Consider the following 17268-nt stretch of genomic DNA (forward strand, 5'->3'; position numbering starts at 1 on the left):
GTGCCGCCCGGCGGCTGCAGGTGCGACGCTCACGGTGTCCTCTGTTCGCTTCTCCGCCCCCGCAGCGCAGCGGTGCGGCACGGTGTCTTCTCTGCTTCCTGCTGGGGTCGGCCGGTCGGGCGGACCAGTGTAGGCAGACGGCTTTCCGGTCGCCCGAGGCGGGACGCACGGACCCCGGGCGTACACCTCGTGATCGTTGAGACGTGTGCGGGGCAGAAACGGTTCAGTGTGCCTGCAACATGCACCCCAGCAGACCAGCGCAAACCCCCGAGTGCCGGGGTGACCGGTCGAAACCGGTCACCGGCCCTGCAGATGCGCGGCGCTGAGGCGGGCGGCGGCGAGCTTGTTGTAGAGGCGGGCGCCGGGGCAGTCGGTGGTGAAGCCGTCCCGGTGGCCGGCGATGGTGTGCATCTGGACCTTGGCGCCCTTGGGGAAGCGGTTGCTGCCGCCGGAGAGCATCTGGATCGTGGCGCGCGGGTCGACGCGGTAGAGGCCGAGCTTCCAGGCCGCCAGGCGGGAGACCGCGTCGACGGCGGCCTTGGGCGGCTCGCTGCCGGTGAAGGCGCCCAGGACGGCGATGCCGGTGCTGTCGGAGTTGAAGCCGAGGGTGTGGGCGCCCATGACCGGCTTGACGACACCGCCCGCGCGGCCCTCGTAGACCGTTCCGCACTTGTCGACGAGGAAGTTGTAGCCGATGTCCCGCCAGTGGTTGCTCTTGACGTGGAAGCGGTACATGGCGCGGATCAGCGCGGGCGACTGCGCGCAGGTGTAGTTGTTGCCCGATCCGCTGTGGTGGACGAAGGCCGCGCGCACGGTGCGGGTGTAGATGAAGGCCTTCTCGCGCATCCGCTCGTCGGCGCCCCAGCCGGCCCGGGTGACGATCCGCGGGCGCGGCCCGATGTGCTGGTGCACCGGCGGCGCCGGCCCGTCCACGGCGGCGCCGTCGGCCTGGGAGGCGGCCTGGTCGAGGGCCGGGATCTCGGTGGCGCCGAGGGGGGCGAGCGGGGCGTTGGCGGCGGAGGCCGCGGTGGCCTCGGAGGCGACCGGGGCCGGGGGGTCGGCCTGTGGGCGCGGGCCGCCGGGCGGCGGGGCGCCGGGGTCGACGAGTTCCAGGCGCAGCCCTCGGGGGGTGGCGGCCGGTGCGCGGTCCGGGGTGTGGGGGGTGATGCGCAGCTGGACGGCGTCGGAGTCGCCGACCCACAGGGGAGCGGTGCTGCCCCGTACGGCGCTGTCGCGGCGTTCGGCGGCGCCGGGGTCGGGGGCGTCGTCGTTGTGCGCCTGGAGGTCCTGCCAGGTGGACCAGGCGCCGGTGGCGGTGGATCGGGTGCGGACCTGGACGCGGCCGTGCAGCTCGGCACCGGCGTCGTCCCAGACGACGCCGAGGAGGGAGAACGGCCGCACGGTGCGGGCCGGCAGGCCGAGGGGCCTGGGCGCGCCGGTGTCGCGGTCGGTGCTGTGCTGGGTGGGCCCGCCGAGTACCGCCACCGGCAGGGACTGGGTACTGCCCGGCAGGTCACCGGCGCGCACCGTGGGCGTGCCCGGCGGGCGGCCGGCGGCGGCCGGTGCGTCCGGCGCGAAGGGCAGGGCGATGGCGGCGGTGCACGCCGCGCCGAGGCAGCTCGCGAGGAAAGGGCGCATGGACAGCATCGTGAACACGGCCGGAGGAAACCCGCCAACGCTGGTCCGAGCGGGTATCGGCCGATCCGGTGGCCCGGACCTGCCGTGCCCGCCCGCCCCCGGACACCGCCGCGCGTACCCTGGCCGCGATGAACGCCACCGATCGCACCCCCGCCGACCTGCTGAGTTCCGCGCTCGCCGCGGACCCGGCCCGCCCGCTGGTGACCTTCTACGACGACGCCACCGGCGAGCGCGTGGAACTGTCCGTCGCGACCTTCGCCAATTGGGTGGCCAAGACCGCCAACTACCTCCAGGGCGATCTGGCCGCCGAGCCCGGCGACCGGCTCGCGCTGCTGCTGCCCGCGCACTGGCAGACCGCCGTATGGCTGCTGGCCTGTTCGTCGGTGGGCGTGGTCGCGGAGGTGGACGGCGATCCGGCCGCCGCCGACCTCGTCGTCGCCGGGCCCGACCGGCTCGATGCCGCGCGGGCGTGCTCCGGGGAGCGGGTGGCGCTGGCGCTGCGCCCGCTGGGCGGCCGCTTCCCGCAGCCGCCGGCGGGTTTCGCGGACTACGCGGTGGAGGTGCCAAGCCAGGGCGACCGGTTCGCGCCGTTCGCTCCGGTGGATCCGGGCGGGGTGGCGCTCGTCGTCGGCGGCGAGGAGCTGACCGGCGCGGGGATCACGGCACGCGCGCTGGCCGACGCGGAAGCGGACGCGCTGCCGCAGGCGCCCCGGGTGCTGTCGGGTCTGCCGTACGACACCTGGCAGGGCCTGTCGTACGGGCTGTACGCGCCGCTGGCGGCCGGTGGTTCGGTGGTGCTGTGCCGCCATCTCGGCCGGCTGGGCGCCGAGGGCGCGGCGGCCCGCGAAACGAGCGAGAAGATCACGTTCAGGGCGCCGCTGCCGGTGGCCTGAGGTTCCCGCCGCCTTCCTCCGGACGGGGGAGGGAGAGTGCCCCTTGCGGGACGGTAAGCCGGTTTCGGTCCATGATCTTAAGTTACGTACCACCGTGCAGGGCTTTGTCCGTCTGCTGTTCCGTCCGGGCCCCGCGTACGGGCGCGACGCCGACTCCGTGAGGGATGGACGCACACGTGACCGATACCCCCGAGCCCCCCAGGTTCGACGGCTGGGCCGGGCACCCGGCCGGGGGGCCGGGACCGGACCGGCCGGGGCCGCCCCGCCGCCGGCGCTGGCGGCGCTGGGCGGCGTTCGGGGCGTCCGCTCTCGTCCTGGCCGCGGCGGGGGCCGGCTGGGCCGTGTACGCCAAGCTCAACAGCAATATCCACACCGACAGCGCCACCGAGCGGGAGCTGCGCAAGTGGGAGTCCGAGCGGCCCCCCGCGGGCCCGCCGAACGCGCAGAACCTGCTGCTGATCGGCTCGGACAGCCGCACGGGCGGCAACCGCGAGTACGGCCGCAGCCGCGGCCAGCGCTCGGACACCACGATGCTGCTGCACCTGGCGGCGGACCGGAAGAGCGCCACCGTGGTCAGCATTCCGCGCGATCTGATGGTGACGGTGCCGCACTGCAAGCGCTCCGACGGCACGGAGACCGGCCCCCGCACGGCCCAGTTCAACTCGGCGTTCGCCTTCGGCGGTGCGGCCTGCACGATCCGTACGGCCGAGAAGGCGACCCGGATCCGCATCGACCACTACATGATCATCGACTTCGTCGGCTTCAAGCGGATGGTGGACGCGGTGGACGGCGTCGAGGTCTGCCTGCCGCAGCCCGTCCGCGACGACGAGGCGCGGCTGCGGCTGCCCGCGGGACGGCAGACGCTGCACGGCGAGGCCGCGCTCGGATACGTCCGCGCGCGCAAGAGCCTGGGCAACGGCAGTGACACCCAGCGCATGGAGAGGCAACAGCGTTTTCTTGGGGCTCTCGTGAAGAAAGTGCAGAGTAATGGTGTCCTGCTCAATCCAACCCGGCTGTATCCGGTGCTGGATGCCGCGACGAGTTCACTGACCACCGATCCCGGGCTGGCTTCCCTGCGGGGTCTGTACGAATTGGTGCGCAGCACTCGCAACATTCCGACCGAGCGGGTCCAGTTCCTGACCGTGCCGCGCCAGGAGTACCGCTATGACCCCAACCGCGACGAGCTGGTGGAACCGGACGCCGGCCGGCTCTTCGGGCAGCTGCGCAGCGATCTTCCGGTGACGGTGACGCCCGCGCCCGACGCCGCCGAGGAGGGGTCCGGCACTGCCGGCGGATCCTCGGACGGCACGCCCGGGGCCGCCCCTTCGCCGTCGGCGAGTTCGGGCCCGACCTTTCCGGGGACGACCGCGCAGCGCGGGATCTGCGAATAAAGATGCCGCAAAGGACTCCCGATGACGCGAATGGATTGGGCGGAATGCCCAGTTGTAGGGAAGTGGAATTTGTCACGCGCGTCGCGGGGCGCTGAACTGGGCGGATAGTGTGAGCGATCCGGTCCGCACGTTTGGCTGACCGATGACCATGCACCATTGACCAAGCACTGCACGATCGACCTACCGAGCGCCTTGAGGGGATGGCGCCGCGTGGCACCGACGGAGGACTCAAGGCACCGTGGACGCGCAAGGCCGTGGGCAGGCGGACGACAACAACGTCGATCCCGCCGATCAGTGGGTGTTCGATCCGAACACCGGCAACTACGAGCTGCGGCTTGACCCTGCCGGTCAAGCCCCCGCTCGGCCTTCCGACCGCAAGGCGCCCGGCTCCAGACGCGCCGCGCGAGCGCGGGCCGAGGAGATCGGTGACACCGACACCCGTCCGCTGCCGACCCAGCGCGGCCGCCGCGGCGAGCGCGCCACGGACGACGGGGACGAGCGCCCCGCGGGCGGCCGGGCGGCGGCGCGCCGGGCGGCCGGCCGTACGGCGACCGCATCGCCGTCCGCAGCGGGCCCGGCCGGCCGCCGCAAGCGCAAGCCCAAGCCGTCCGGCAAGAAGAAGGCGCTGTACTGGACGGCCGGTGTGCTGGGTTTTGTGCTCGTCGCCGGCTGCGGTGGCGCGTACTTCATCTACCAGCAGCTCGACGGCAACATCAACAAGGTCGACGTCGGCGTGGAGAACGAGGCGGTCTCCGACGGCCCGGTCAACCTCCTCATCATCGGGACGGACGCCCGCTCCGGTAAGGGCAACTCGGGCTACGGCGACGCCGGCAGCGTCGGGCACGCGGACACCACGATCCTGATGCACATCTCCAAGGACCGCACGAACGCGACCGCGCTGAGCATCCCGCGCGACCTGATCACCGACATCCCCAGCTGCTCGACGAAGCAGAAGGACGGCTCACGCAAGCACATCCCGGGCCAGAACGGGGTGCGCTTCAACACCAGCCTGGGCCAGGAGGGCCGGGACCCCGGCTGCACCTGGCGCACCGTCGAGAAGCTGACCGGGCTGAAGATCAACCACTTCATGATGGCCGACTTCAACGCGGTCAAGGAGCTGTCCGAGGCGGTGGACGGCGTCGAGGTGTGCGCGGCCAAGGACATCAACGACCCCAAGTCGCACCTGAAGTTGAAGGCCGGCCGGCACATCGTCAAGGGCGAGCAGGCGCTGGCGTTCGTCCGTACCCGGCACGCCGTCGGGACGGGCAGCGACCTGAGCCGGATCGAGATGCAGCAGCAGTTCCTCAGCTCGCTGATCCGCAAGCTGAAGTCCGACGCGTTCTCCAGCCCCGGCAAGCTCTACGACGTCAGCCAGGCGGCGACCAAGGCGCTCACCGTCGACACCGGTATCGGTACGGCGGGCAAGCTGCTGGACTTCGGCAACGACCTCAAGCAGGTCGACATCGACAAGGTCACCTTCGCCACGGTGCCGGTGCTGGACAACCCCAACGACCCGGCCACCGTCATCCTCGACCAGGCCAAGGCGGACCCGCTGTTCCGGATGGTGCAGGCGGACCACACCCTTGCCAAGCACAAGAAGGGCAAGAAGAAGAAGGGCTCCGGGTCGGTCAGGAAGGCTCCGCCGGAGCTGGTGCGGGTCGATGTGAGCAACGGCGGCGGGCCGATCGGCTCGGCGCAGGAGACCGTGGACTGGCTGCAGAACACCAAGGCCGCCCGGCTCTCCACCAACGCCGGCAACGCCCCCGCCAAGCTGGCCACCACGCGCCTGGAGTACGCCCCCAACCAGGCCGCGCAGGCCGCGACCCTGGCCGACTGGATGGGCCTGCCCAAGAGCGCGCTGAAGAAGTCCGCGCAGGACGCCGGCGACCGCGTACCGATGAAGCTCATCCTCGGCAAGGACTTCAAGGCCCCGGGCACGCCGATCGAGGCGCCGACCGAAACCCCGGACGGGGTGCAGAACGTCAATGCAGACGACAAGAACGTCTGCGCGAAGTGAACCGAGCGGGATCCGGCCGCCTGTGAAGGCGCCGAGCGCGCCACCGGACTGACAACGGGGAGAGGGCCCAATGCGGCAGAGCAGTGTGCGTGGTGAGGGCTCACGGCGGCGCCGGCGCGAGCCGGAGGCACAGGAGCTGGGCTGGGACGACAGCCTCTACGAGGACAAGGGGCTGCCCCCGGACGCCCCCGGCTGGACGCCCCCCGAGGGCGGCGCGGTGCCCGCCGGTGACGGGGACGTGCCGGACGACGGGGCCGGCGGCCACCGCAGAGGGGGCCGGCCGCGCCGTCGCAAGGGCGGCAAGGGCCGCAAGGTGCTGCGCTGGAGCGCCCTGACCGTCGCCGTCCTGATAGTGGGCGCGGCGGGCGCCGGCTACTGGTACTACGAGCACCTCAACAGCAACCTCCGCAAGGCCCCCCGCTCCCTGGGCAGCGGTCTGAAGAAGCCGGACCCCAACGCCTTCGGGCAGAGCCCGCTGAACATCCTGCTGCTGGGCTCCGACGGCCGGAACAGCAAGCAGAACATCAAGCTCGGCGGCGCCAGGCAGGACGCGGACCGCAAGCCGCTGGCCGACGTCCAGATGCTGCTGCACGTCTCCGCCGACCGCAGCAACATGTCGGTGATCTCCATTCCCCGCGACACCCGGGTGACGATCCCGCGCTGCACCGACCCCAAGACCCGCGAGGTCTATCCGCAGACCACCGCCCCCATCAACGAGTCGCTCCAGCACGGCGGTCCGGGCTGCACGCTCGACACCTGGCAGGAGCTGACCGGCGTCTACATCGACCACTTCATGATGGTCGACTTCTCCGGCGTGGTGTCCATGGCGGACGCCATCGGCGGCGTCCCGGTCTGCGTCGACAACAACGTCTACTCGCACGACAGCAAGGGCCACGGCAGCGGGCTGAGACTCACCAAGGGCACCCACCCCGTCAAGGGCGTCCAGGCCCTGCAGTGGCTGCGCACCCGTTACGGCTTCGAGGACAACACCGACATCGGCCGGGCCAAGGCCCAGCACATGTACATGAACTCGATGGTCCGTCAGCTGAAGAAGGACGCCAAGCTCACCAACCCCGGCGAGCTGCGCGACCTGGCGGAGGCGGCGACCAACGCGCTGACCGTCGACGAGGGGCTCGACACCGTCAAGAAGCTCTACGACCTGGGCGGTGACCTGAGCCGGGTGCCGACCAAGCGCATCACGATGGTGACCATGCCCTGGCAGTACGGCCCCGGCGAGCGCTACGTCATGCCCAAGCCCGGCGACGCGGAGGCGACCTTCGCGATGCTGCGCAACGACACCGCGCTGGACGGCAGGGACAAGAAGAAGAAGTCGACGCCGGACCCCAAGGCCGCAACGCCCAAGGACCAGCTGAAGGTCGTGGTGCAGAACGGCACCGACAGCACGGTCAGCGGACCGGCTTCCGGCCGCGCGTCCACCGTGCAGCAGCAGCTGGTGAACCTCGGCTACACGGCCGCCGCCACCGACTCCGTCCTCACCGGCCAGGCCGACACCACGATCACGTACCGCGACAAGGCCCAGCGGGGCGACGCGCTGGCCCTGGCCAAGGCGCTCGGCCTGCCCAAGGGCGCGGTCCGGGAGTCGAGTTCGGCCACCGGGATGCGGCTGGTGGTCGGCAACGACTGGCGCAGCGGCCCGGCGTACCCGAAGAAGCCCGAGGGCGAGAAGCCCGCCGACAAGGCCCCGGCCAGCGCGGACGCCCTCAACGGCGAGGACTCCAAGGCCTGCATGAAGGTGAACCCCGAGTACTCCTTCTAGGTTCCCTGCCGCTCCCCGTCCCCCTGACCGCTTCCGAAGGTGACGATGTTCGCGATACCGCTGAGTGACGACGGCGCACAGCTGCGCCCGCTCGAACCGTGGCAGGCCGGGGAGTTCCTGGCGCACATGGACCGGGGCCGGGAGTTCATCGGGCGGCACAACGGGCTGCCCGACGTGGTCACGGACCTGGAGTCGAGCCGGGCCTACCTGCGGACGTACGCGGAGAAGGCCGCGGCCGACACCGGGCGGATCTGCGGCATCTGGGCGGAGGGCAGACTGGTCGGCGCGGTCATCCTGCGGACGATGGACGTCGCGCAGGGCACCGCCGAGGCGGGCTGCTGGCTGGAGCCGTCGGCGACGGGCAAGGGGCTGGTGACCCGGGCCGTGCGGGTGCTCATCGACTGGGCCGTCGAGGAGCGCGGCATCCACCGGGTGGAGTGGTGGGTCTCCTCGGGGAACGAGGCCAGCATCGCGGTGGCCCGGCGGCTGGGGATGACGAGGGACGGCGTGCTGCGCGAGAGCCACCTGCACCGCGGGGAGCGGCACGACGAGGAGATCTGGTCGGTGCTCGCTCCGGAGTGGCGGGCGGGCGGGCGGCCGTCCTGACGGGGCCGCCCGCGCGGACCCGCTACTGGGCTCCGGCCGCCGGTGCCACGACAGCCGGGCGGCGGCTGGCGATGACCTTCCTGGCGAGGGAGCGGGGGCTGGTGAGGAAGCCGACGCCCCAGGACATGTGCATGGTCGCCAGCGCCACCGGGATCTGGGCGCGGGCCTTGAGCGACAGGCCCTTGCCGGCGGGGAGCGATCCCGCGGTGATGGCGGCGAGGTAGCCGGCCGGGACCACGAAGCCCCACGGGGTGAGGACCGCGCCGACGACGGCGCCCGCGGCAATCGCGCAGACCGCGGTCGGCGGTGCCAGGTAGCGCAGGTTGATCGAGCCGGCGTGGTAGCGGGCGACGACATGGCGCCACTTGCCGTAGTCCTTGTACTGCTTGGCCAGCGCCCTGACGCTCGGCCGGGGGCGGTACTGGACCTTCAGTTCCGGTGAGAACCAGATCTGGCCGCCGGCCTCGCGGATCCGGAAGTTCAGCTCCCAGTCCTGGGCGCGGATGAACTCCTCGTTGTAGCCGCCCTGCTGCTCCAGCGCCTCACGGCGGAAGACGCCGAGGTAGACCGTCTCGGCGGGGCCGGCCTGGCCGCCGGTGTGGAAGGCGGCGTTGCCGACGCCGATCTTGGAGGTCATCGCGGCGGCGACCGCGTCCTCCCAGGCGTTCTCGCCCTCGGCGTGCATGATGCCGCCGACGTTCGCCGCGCCGGTCTCCTCCAGGAGGCGCACGGCGGTGGCGATGTAGTCGGGCGAGAGCATGCCGTGCCCGTCCACCCGCACCACGATGGGGTGCCGGGACGCCTTGATCGCGGCGTTGAGCGCGGCGGGGGTGCGGCCTGTGGGGTTCGGCACGGTGTGCACCCGCGGGTCCTCGCGCACGAGCTCGGCGGCGATCTCGTCCGTACGGTCCGTGGACGGGCCGAGGGCGATCACCACCTCCATCTCGCCGGCGTACTCCTGCTCCAGGATGTGCCGGACCGAATTGCGCAGGTGACGTTCCTCATTGAGCACCGGCATGATCACGGAGACGGCCGGGGGCTGCTGCTGCGGCATGGTTCCTCGGGGGTCGGCCCGTGTCGGAGCCGCCAGGGACGGCAGCGCCCGCCGGGAGACTGCGGTATCGCGACTCACGTTACCGCGAATGGGGGACGCGCTCGGACGCAGCCGGGTGGCCGGGCGGACGGCGACCGGCGTGTGACGCTTTGCAGCCGATCATATGGACATACGGTGTCCTCTCCCGTTTCGTTCCTTTTCTCCCCTTCTATCCCGACCGCTCCCCCGCCGGGCGCCGATCACGCCCGGCCAGCCGCGGAGGTGTCCCCTGTGACCGCGCCGTTCCGCTCCCCCCGCCCGGCCGGCCGCCGGGCCGCCCGGCCAGGCCCGCGCCGGCGCCCGCCCGGCCGGCGGTGGGGGTTGCGGAGCAGCGCCGCCGCGTCCGTGCTGCTGCTGGCCGCCAGCGGCGTCGGGCACGCGATGGTGACGGGCGTGGAGAGCGGCATCGGGCGGGTGGACGCCTTCCAGGGGATGAGCAACCGGCCGGGCGGCGGCGACGGGCTGAACTTCCTGGTCGTGGGCACGGACGGACGCGACAAGCTCACCGCGGCGAAGAAGCGGAAGTACCGGCTGGGCGGCGCGCCCTGCCACTGCACCGACACCCTGATGCTGGTGCACCTCTCCGCCGACCGGGACCGCGCCAGCGTGGTCAGCCTGCCGCGCGACTCCTACGCCGAGGTCCCCGCCCACACGGACGCCGCCACCGGCCGCCGGCGCCCCCAGCACGCCATCAAGCTGAACGCGGCGTACGCGGAGGGCGGCCCCAACCTGACCGTGCGGACCGTCGAGCACATGACGGGGGTGCATATCGACCACTACCTGGAGGTCGACTTCACCAGCTTCATGGACAGCGTGGACGCGGTGGGCGGGGTGGAGATCTGCACCCCGCGGCCGCTGCGCGACAGCCATACGGGGCTGGCCCTGCCGGCCGGCAGGTCGCAGCTCAACGGCGGCCGGGCGCTGCAGTACGTGCGCTCGCGGCATGTCGACGGCTCCGCGGACCTCGGCCGGATGCAGCGTCAGCAGCGCTTCCTGGCCGCCCTCATCCACAAGATCACCTCCTCCGGAGTGCTGATGAACCCGATCCGCTTCAAGGAGGTGGCCGACACGATGCTCAAGTCCGTACGCGCCGACTCGGGCTTCGGCGCCAACGACCTGGTCGACCTCGGACAGGCGATGCGCGGCTTCACCCCGTCGTCCTCGGAGTTCACCTCCGTACCGCTGCGCGACCTGGCGCAGCCGGTGCCGGGCGTCGGCTCGACGGTGCAGTGGGATCCGGTGCAGGCGCCGAAGCTCTTCCAGGCGATCCGCGAGGACCGGCCGATCGCGGTGCCCCGCGACCACAAGAAGCCGCACGCCAGGGTCGTGGACGTACCGCCGGGCCGGATCCAGGTGCACGTCAGCAACGGCAGCGACCGGGCGGGACTGGGGGCGTCGGTGGCCACGGAGCTGCGTGCCGCCGGGTTCGTCACCACCGGCTCCCCCGGCAACTCCACCATCGGCAAGGTGCGCCGTACGGTCATCGCCTACGACCCGCGCTGGGACCGCTCGGCCCGCTCGCTGGCCGCCGCGCTGCCCGGCGCGAAGCTGCACCCGGTGGCCGGGCAGGGCCCGGTGCTGCAGGTGACGGTCGGCCGGGACCACCGGGCGGTGCAGCGGGTACGGGCGGAGGAGCCGGTACCGAAGCCGGGCCGGGTCTCGGCGATCACCGGCGATGAGGCCGTGTGCCCATGAGCGGACGCCATGACGAGCGAAGCGAGGATTCGGCATGAGTGATTCGGCATGAGTGTGCCCGCACCCCGTCGCACCGCGCCCAGGCCGCCGGCGAGCCGGCCGGACGCGCGCCGCTCCGCGCGCCGGGTGTCGGTGGCCGTCGCGGCGATGTGCCTGGTCGTGGCCACCGCGGCCGCGGCACCGCCGGCGCCCGCCGCGCCGACCGGCTGCGGGGACCTGGTGCGCGGCCAGCTGTGCCTGCGCGGCCCGGTGGGGGCCGACGGCACCTACACCGCGACCTACCGCCGGCACGCGTCACTGCGTCGCGGAGCGACTCCTCCCGGGGCGGTGCCGGGCGACGGGCGGGAGACAGGCCTCGGCGAGATCACCGTGCGGCTCGGCTATCAGCGCAAGAACGCCCGTATCACCGCGTTCCCCGGCTGGTTCGGCACCCGGCGGACGCAGCGCGGCGCCGTCGAGCTGAGCGGCCGGGTGGAGATGCTCTCGGACGAATGCATCCGGGGCGTCATGGAGCTGGGTGAGACGGTCTACGTCACAAAATGGAGCTGCAGTTGATGTCTGGGATGTCCGGACTTATCTGAAAGGTGCGCATCGTGTGGCAGGTTGTGCTGGGCATCACCCCCACCACGGTGACGCTCTTCCTCATCGCGGCGCTGGCGGTGGCGGTCGCCTTCTCCCTGTGGGCCGCCCGCGTCCCCGCCGACGGCGCACCGCGCACCGCCGCCCGGGTGCTGCTGGCCGGCTGGCTGCTGCTGCTCCTGGTCGCGACGCTGGCGCCGGCCCAGCCGATCGGCTCCGGGGACGCGACGGTGTGGTGGCGGCCCGGTGAGGGGCTGTTCGAGCTGGGCGCCCCGCTGGAGCCCGGGGAGCTGGCCATGCTGGTGCGGCGGCAGACCGCCAATGCCGCGCTGTTCGTTCCGGTGCCGCTGCTGCTGCGGTTCGCGGCGCCGCGCTGGCCCTTCGCCCTGGCGTTCCTGCTGGGGGTGGGCCTGTGCCTGGCCGTCGAGACGGCGCAGCTGCTGATGCGGGCCGGGCGGATCGCCGATATCGACGATGTGCTGTGCGCGGCGGCCGGCACCGTCATCGGCGCGGGGCTGGCCCTGCTCGGGCAGCTGACCGCGGCCGTTATGCGTCGTCGAGGCCTTCCGCGGCGCGCCGTTCGCGCAGCTCCATGATCGCGCGGCGCCGGGCGAGGCGGTGCGTACGGCGGATCTGCGCCTCCTGGTAGCGGCGCTTGTCGCGCTCGGTCTCGGGGAGCACCGGCGGCACCCGGCGCGGCTTGCCCTGCTCGTCGACGGCGGCGAAGACGAGGTAGGCCGAGCCGACCTGCTGGGCCGGGCTGGACTCGTTCCAGCGCTCGGCCAGGACCCGTACGCCGACCTCCATCGAGGAGCGGCCGGTCCAGTTGACCTGGGCGCGCACATGGACGAGGTCGCCGATCCGGACCGGCTCCAGGAAGGCCATCTCGTCCATGGAGGCGGTCACGGCCGGCCCGCCGGAGTGGCGCCCGGCCACCGCGCCCGCCGCGTCGTCGACCAGTTTCATGATCACGCCACCGTGCACGGTCCCCAGGAGGTTCGTGTCACCGGCCGTCATGATGTGGCTGAGTGTGATGCGGGACACGGAGGTGGGCTTGCCCGTGAGCTCACCGTCGGGGTCGTTGGTGACGAGTTCGGTCATGCAGCCAGCGTAAGCGGGGACCGTACGGACCCGTCGCACGCCGGATGTGACACGGATCTCCTGACCCCCGCCGGAAACCATCCGGAATGGATGCTTCCAGCGGCCCCGCCGGAATGGTCACGGCCCCTTCGGTTATGCGGCGGAAGGCCGCCGTGGCTTTGCATCAGCTCTGCAACAGCCCTGGCCCGATCCGGCACCCGGCCTATGGGACAGCCCCCTGTGGCGTGCACACTGCCCGGTATGAATGAGTGGCCCAGCAGGTGGTCCGGCGACCGGAGCGGCAACCAGTACGGACGCGGCAGCAGCGGCGATCCGGAGGGCGCGCGTGCCATGCCGCAGGTGCGGCGCGACGCGGCCCCCGGCTATCAGCGGCAGGAGCCTCCGCTGCCGCCGTCGATGTCCCCGCGCCGCGGTGCGACCGTCCCGCCGCAGCAGTCCCAGGGCTACGACGACGCGTATGACGACGGTTACAACACCGGCCAGGTCTACGGCGGCGGCCGCGGCGGTGGCGGTGGCGGCGGCTACGACGACGGCTACGGCGGCGGGCGGCCGCGCCCCCGCTGGGGCCGGCGCATCAAGCGGATCACCATCGCCCTGGTCGCGGTGCTGCTGGTGGCCTCGGTCGCCACGTACTTCTGGGCCGACAGCAAGCTCCGCCGCGAGGTCGACCTCAGCAAGGTCATCGACCGGCCGGAGCCGGGCGACGGCACCAACTACCTGATCGTCGGCTCGGACAGCCGCGAGGGCATGTCCTCCGAGGACAAGAAGAAGCTGCACACCGGCTCCGCCGAGGGCAAGCGGACCGACTCGATGATGATCCTGCACGACGGCAGCAACGGCCCCACGCTGATCTCGCTCCCCCGTGACTCGGACGTCGAGATACCGTCCTTCGTCGGCTCCGACTCCGGCAAGAAGTACCCGGGCACCGGCCGGCACACCAAGCTCAACGCGGCCTACGCCGAGGACGGGCCGGAGCTGCTGGTGCGCACCGTCGAGCACAACACCAAGCTGCACATCGACCACTACGTCGAGATCGGCTTCGCCGGCTTCGCCAACATCGTGGACGCCATCGGCGGCGTCGAGATGGACATCCCCAAGGGCTTCAAGGACAAGGACTCCGGCGCCGACTTCAAGGCCGGCAAGCAGACGCTCGACGGCCAGCAGGCGCTCGCCTTCGTCCGCACCCGGCACGCGTTCGCGACCCAGGACCTGGAGCGCACCAAGAACCAGCAGAAGTTCCTGGCCGCCCTGGCGAGCCAGACCGCCACCCCGGGCACCCTGCTCAACCCCTTCCAGCTCTACCCGACGATGGGCGCCGGCCTGGACACGCTGATCGTCGACAAGGACATGGGCCTGTGGGACCTGGGCCAGATGTTCTTCGCGATGAAGGACGTCACGGGCGGTGAGGGCAAGTCGATGAACATGCCGATCTCCGGCAGCAACGGCGGCAACCTCGTCTGGGACAAGGCCAAGCTCCGGCAGCTGGTCTCCCAGCTCAACAACGACGAGAAGGTCACGGTCTCCGGCAGCTGACCGGCGCCGCACGACGACAGGGCCCCCGGACCGCAGCCGCGATCCGGGGGCCCTGCCCTTTGCCCATCCGCCTTACTGCGGCAGGTTCCGCGCCATCACGATCCGCTGAACCTGGTTCGTACCTTCGTAAATCTGCGTGATCTTGGCATCCCGCATCATCCGCTCCAGCGGGTAGTCACGGGTGTAGCCGTAGCCGCCGAGCAGCTGGACCGCGTCCGTGGTGATCTCCATGGCCGCGTCGGAGGCGTAGCACTTGGCCGCGGCGCCGAAGAACGTCAGGTCCTCGCCCTTGCCGCCGGCGGATATCCGCTCGGAGCGGGCGGCCGCGGCGTAGGTGAGCTGGCGGGCGGCCTCCAGCTTCATGGCCATGTCGGCGAGCATGAACTGGACGCCCTGGAAGTCGCCGATCGGCTTGCCGAACTGCTTGCGCTCCTGGACGTAGCCCTTGGCGTAGTCCAGGGCGCCCTGGGCGATGCCCAGCGCCTGGGCCGCGATCGTGATGCGGGTGTGGTCCAGGGTCTTCATCGCGGTGGCGAAGCCGGTGCCCTCCGCGCCGATCATGCGGTCGGCGGGGATCCGGACGTTGTCGAGGTAGACCTCGCGGGTCGGGGAGCCCTTGATGCCGAGCTTCTTCTCCGGGGCGCCGAAGGAGACGCCCTCGTCGCCCTTCTCGACGACGAAGGCCGAGATGCCCCGGGAGCGCTTCTCCGGGTCGGTGACGGCCATCACCGTGTAGTACTCGGAGACACCGGCGTTGGTGATCCAGCGCTTGACGCCGTTCAGCACCCAGTAGTCGCCGTCCCGTACGGCCCTGGTCTTCATGCCGGCCGCGTCCGAGCCCGCGTCCGGCTCGCTCAGGCAGTACGAGAACATCGCGTCGCCCTTGGCGAGCGGGCCCAGGTACTTCTTCTTCAGCTCCTCGGAGCCGGAGAGGATCACCGGCAGCGAGCCCAGCTTGTTGACCGCCGGGATCAGCGAGGACGAGGCGCACACCCGCGCCACCTCCTCGATCACGATCACGGTGGCCAGCGCATCGGCGCCGGCGCCGCCGTAGGCCTCCGGTACGTGGACCGCGTGCAGGTCGTTGGCGACCAGCGCGTCGAGCGCCTCCTGCGGGAAGCGGGCCTCCTCGTCCACCGCGGCGGCGAACGGCGCGATCTTCGCCTCGGAGAGCGAGCGCACCGACTCGCGGAGCATGTCGTGCTCCTCCGACGGCCGGTACAGATCGAAATCAGCGGTTCCCGCCACGCTTTCTCACTCCCCTGAGCTGCCGGTAGCGCTAACTACCGTTAAGTAACCCGTTACGTCAACGGATTCTAGGCGCCGATCCCGGCCTGCGGATACGTGAGGTTGCCGACAGTTACGGAACTGCTTCCGCAAGGGCTGGAGTCGGTCGTTCCGGGCGCGACTATGCTCGGTCAGCGCCGTTTTCCTCAGTATGCGTCTGGAGCATCCATGGCCCTCAAGATCACCGTGATCGGCACCGGCTATCTCGGCGCCACCCACGCCGCCGCCATGGCCGAGCTCGGCTTCGAGGTGCTGGGGCTGGATGTGGTCCCCGAGAAGATCGAGATGCTGCAGCGCGGCGAGGTCCCGATGTACGAGCCGGGCCTGGAGGAGCTGCTGCGCCGCCATGTCGCCGGCATCGAGGGGTCCAGCGGCCGGCTGCGCTTCACCACCTCCTACGCGGAGGCCGGCGCCTTCGGCGACGTCCACTTCGTCTGTGTGAACACCCCGCAGAAGCACGGCGAGTACGCCTGCGACATGTCGTACGTGGAGAGCGCCTTCGACGCGCTGGCGCCGCATCTGACCCGGCCCGCGCTGGTGGTCGGCAAGTCGACGGTCCCGGTGGGCAGCGCGGCCCGGCTCGCCGAGCGGCTGGCGGCGTCCGCCCCGGCCGGCGCGGATGCCGAGCTGGCCTGGAACCCGGAGTTCCTGCGCGAGGGGTTCGCCGTCGACGACACCCTGCACCCGGACCGGATCGTGGTCGGTGTGGCCGGCGAGCGCGCCGAGGAGCTGCTGCGCGAGGTGTACGCCACACCGATCGCCGAGGGCTCGCCGTTCATCGTCATGGACTACCCCACGGCCGAGCTGGTGAAGACCTCCGCCAACTCCTTCCTGGCGACGAAGATCTCCTTCATCAACGCCATGGCCGAGGTCTGCGAGGCGGCCGACGGCGACGTGGTGAAGCTGGCCGAGGCGATCGGGCACGACGAGCGGATCGGCAGCAAGTTCCTGCGCGCCGGCATCGGCTTCGGCGGCGGCTGCCTGCCCAAGGACCTGCGGGCCTTCATGGCCCGCGCCGGCGAGCTGGGCGCCGACCAGGCGCTCACCTTCCTCCGCGAGATCGACTCGATCAACATGCGGCGCCGCGGCCATATGGTCGAGCTGACCCGGAACGCGGTCGGCGGCGGCTTCCTCGGCAAGCGGGTCGCCGTCCTCGGCGCGACCTTCAAGCCGGACTCGGACGACGTACGCGACTCCCCCGCGCTCAACGTCGCCGGCCAGATCCACCTCCAGGGCGGCCAGGTCACCGTCTACGACCCGAAGGGCATGGAGAACGCCCGGCGGGTCTTCCCGACGCTGGGCTACGCGGACAGCGCCCTGGAGGCGGCGCGCGGCGCGGACGCGGTGCTCCATCTGACCGAGTGGCGCGAGTTCCGGGAACTGGACCCGGCCGCCCTCGGCGAAGTGGTCGCCGAACGCCGCATCCTGGACGGCCGCAACGCGCTGGACCCGCAACTGTGGCGCAAGGCGGGCTGGACGTATCGGGCGCTGGGGCGTCCTTCGGCCTAGCCGTTCCGCTGCGCTTGGCTTGGCTTCCCACGTTTTCGGCTTTCCCGCCGCGGTGGTTTCTCGCCGTTGCGCCTGCGGCGGGCTGTTGCCGCTGCGCGGGGCGTTTTCGGCTGCGGGTGCGGCCCTCCAGACTCCGTCCTACGGTCCGC

Annotated in this window: 14 protein-coding genes; 10 read left to right on the top strand and 4 right to left on the bottom strand. The window is 71.7% G+C overall.

Features of this window, described 5'->3' with window-relative positions:
* Positions 1-297: 297 nt before the first annotated feature.
* Complete coding sequence (locus ACWD6P_RS34900) at positions 298-1638, bottom strand: peptidoglycan recognition protein family protein (protein WP_451448231.1); 1341 nt, start codon at positions 1636-1638, stop codon at positions 298-300.
* 128 nt (positions 1639-1766) lie between these two features.
* Here ACWD6P_RS34900 and ACWD6P_RS34905 point away from each other — a divergent pair, with 128 nt between their 5' ends.
* The 5 genes from ACWD6P_RS34905 (at position 1767) to ACWD6P_RS34925 (ending at position 8322) form a co-directional block, all read left to right on the top strand.
* On the top strand, positions 1767-2531 hold the full coding sequence (locus ACWD6P_RS34905) for a TIGR03089 family protein (protein WP_451448232.1): 765 nt from the start codon (positions 1767-1769) through the stop codon (positions 2529-2531).
* A 164-nt stretch (positions 2532-2695) separates the two neighbouring features.
* A complete protein-coding gene (locus tag ACWD6P_RS34910; RefSeq protein WP_451448233.1) occupies positions 2696-3922 on the top strand; it encodes an LCP family protein in 1227 nt (408 codons plus the stop codon).
* 238 nt (positions 3923-4160) lie between these two features.
* Positions 4161-5939, top strand: a complete 1779-nt coding sequence (locus tag ACWD6P_RS34915) for an LCP family protein (protein WP_451448234.1) — start codon at positions 4161-4163, stop codon at positions 5937-5939.
* 70 nt (positions 5940-6009) lie between these two features.
* Positions 6010-7716 (top strand): LCP family protein, encoded by a 1707-nt coding sequence (locus tag ACWD6P_RS34920; protein WP_451448235.1) that lies wholly within the window; start codon positions 6010-6012, stop codon positions 7714-7716.
* Between the two features lie 45 nt (positions 7717-7761).
* Positions 7762-8322 (top strand): GNAT family N-acetyltransferase, encoded by a 561-nt coding sequence (locus ACWD6P_RS34925; protein WP_451448236.1) that lies wholly within the window; start codon positions 7762-7764, stop codon positions 8320-8322.
* Positions 8323-8344: 22 nt separating this feature from the next.
* Here ACWD6P_RS34925 and ACWD6P_RS34930 read toward each other — a convergent pair whose 3' ends face one another.
* Positions 8345-9376 (bottom strand): glycosyltransferase family 2 protein, encoded by a 1032-nt coding sequence (locus ACWD6P_RS34930; RefSeq protein ID WP_451448237.1) that lies wholly within the window; start codon positions 9374-9376, stop codon positions 8345-8347.
* Positions 9377-9646: 270 nt separating this feature from the next.
* Between ACWD6P_RS34930 and ACWD6P_RS34935 the strand changes: the two genes are divergently transcribed.
* The 3 genes from ACWD6P_RS34935 to ACWD6P_RS34945 are packed head-to-tail and all read left to right on the top strand — an operon-like array spanning position 9647 to position 12285.
* On the top strand, positions 9647-11110 hold the full coding sequence (locus ACWD6P_RS34935) for an LCP family protein (RefSeq protein WP_451448238.1): 1464 nt from the start codon (positions 9647-9649) through the stop codon (positions 11108-11110).
* 48 nt (positions 11111-11158) lie between these two features.
* Complete coding sequence (locus tag ACWD6P_RS34940) at positions 11159-11665, top strand: hypothetical protein (RefSeq protein WP_451448239.1); 507 nt, start codon at positions 11159-11161, stop codon at positions 11663-11665.
* 38 nt (positions 11666-11703) lie between these two features.
* Complete coding sequence (locus ACWD6P_RS34945; RefSeq protein WP_451448240.1) at positions 11704-12285, top strand: VanZ family protein; 582 nt, start codon at positions 11704-11706, stop codon at positions 12283-12285.
* Here the strand turns inward: ACWD6P_RS34945 and ACWD6P_RS34950 are convergent.
* Complete coding sequence (locus ACWD6P_RS34950) at positions 12236-12790, bottom strand: acyl-CoA thioesterase (RefSeq protein ID WP_451448241.1); 555 nt, start codon at positions 12788-12790, stop codon at positions 12236-12238. The genes ACWD6P_RS34945 and ACWD6P_RS34950 overlap by 50 nt on opposite strands.
* 240 nt (positions 12791-13030) lie before the next feature.
* Here ACWD6P_RS34950 and ACWD6P_RS34955 point away from each other — a divergent pair, with 240 nt between their 5' ends.
* Positions 13031-14323, top strand: coding sequence for an LCP family protein (locus tag ACWD6P_RS34955; RefSeq protein WP_451448242.1), 1293 nt, complete (start codon positions 13031-13033; stop codon positions 14321-14323).
* Between the two features lie 72 nt (positions 14324-14395).
* On the opposite strand, the gene ACWD6P_RS34960 is transcribed toward ACWD6P_RS34955, so the two are convergent.
* Entirely contained in the window at positions 14396-15571 is a 1176-nt protein-coding gene (locus ACWD6P_RS34960) for an acyl-CoA dehydrogenase family protein (RefSeq protein WP_451448243.1), read from the bottom strand.
* 207 nt (positions 15572-15778) lie between these two features.
* Here ACWD6P_RS34960 and ACWD6P_RS34965 point away from each other — a divergent pair, with 207 nt between their 5' ends.
* Entirely contained in the window at positions 15779-17119 is a 1341-nt protein-coding gene (locus ACWD6P_RS34965; RefSeq protein ID WP_451448244.1) for a UDP-glucose dehydrogenase family protein, read from the top strand.
* The last annotated feature ends 149 nt before the right edge of the window (positions 17120-17268 follow it).

Source organism: Streptomyces sp. NPDC002446, from assembly GCF_053595675.1.

Coding starts and splice junctions, on each gene's coding strand:
- ACWD6P_RS34905 (WP_451448232.1), top strand. CDS start 1,767: ATGAACGCCACCGATCGCACCCCCGCCGACCTGCTGAGTTCCGCGCTC.
- ACWD6P_RS34925 (WP_451448236.1), top strand. CDS start 7,762: ATGTTCGCGATACCGCTGAGTGACGACGGCGCACAGCTGCGCCCGCTC.
- ACWD6P_RS34930 (WP_451448237.1), bottom strand. CDS start 9,376: ATGCCGCAGCAGCAGCCCCCGGCCGTCTCCGTGATCATGCCGGTGCTC.
- ACWD6P_RS34965 (WP_451448244.1), top strand. CDS start 15,779: ATGGCCCTCAAGATCACCGTGATCGGCACCGGCTATCTCGGCGCCACC.
- ACWD6P_RS34940 (WP_451448239.1), top strand. CDS start 11,159: ATGAGTGTGCCCGCACCCCGTCGCACCGCGCCCAGGCCGCCGGCGAGC.
- ACWD6P_RS34955 (WP_451448242.1), top strand. CDS start 13,031: ATGAATGAGTGGCCCAGCAGGTGGTCCGGCGACCGGAGCGGCAACCAG.
- ACWD6P_RS34920 (WP_451448235.1), top strand. CDS start 6,010: ATGCGGCAGAGCAGTGTGCGTGGTGAGGGCTCACGGCGGCGCCGGCGC.
- ACWD6P_RS34950 (WP_451448241.1), bottom strand. CDS start 12,790: ATGACCGAACTCGTCACCAACGACCCCGACGGTGAGCTCACGGGCAAG.
- ACWD6P_RS34900 (WP_451448231.1), bottom strand. CDS start 1,638: ATGCGCCCTTTCCTCGCGAGCTGCCTCGGCGCGGCGTGCACCGCCGCC.
- ACWD6P_RS34910 (WP_451448233.1), top strand. CDS start 2,696: ATGGACGCACACGTGACCGATACCCCCGAGCCCCCCAGGTTCGACGGC.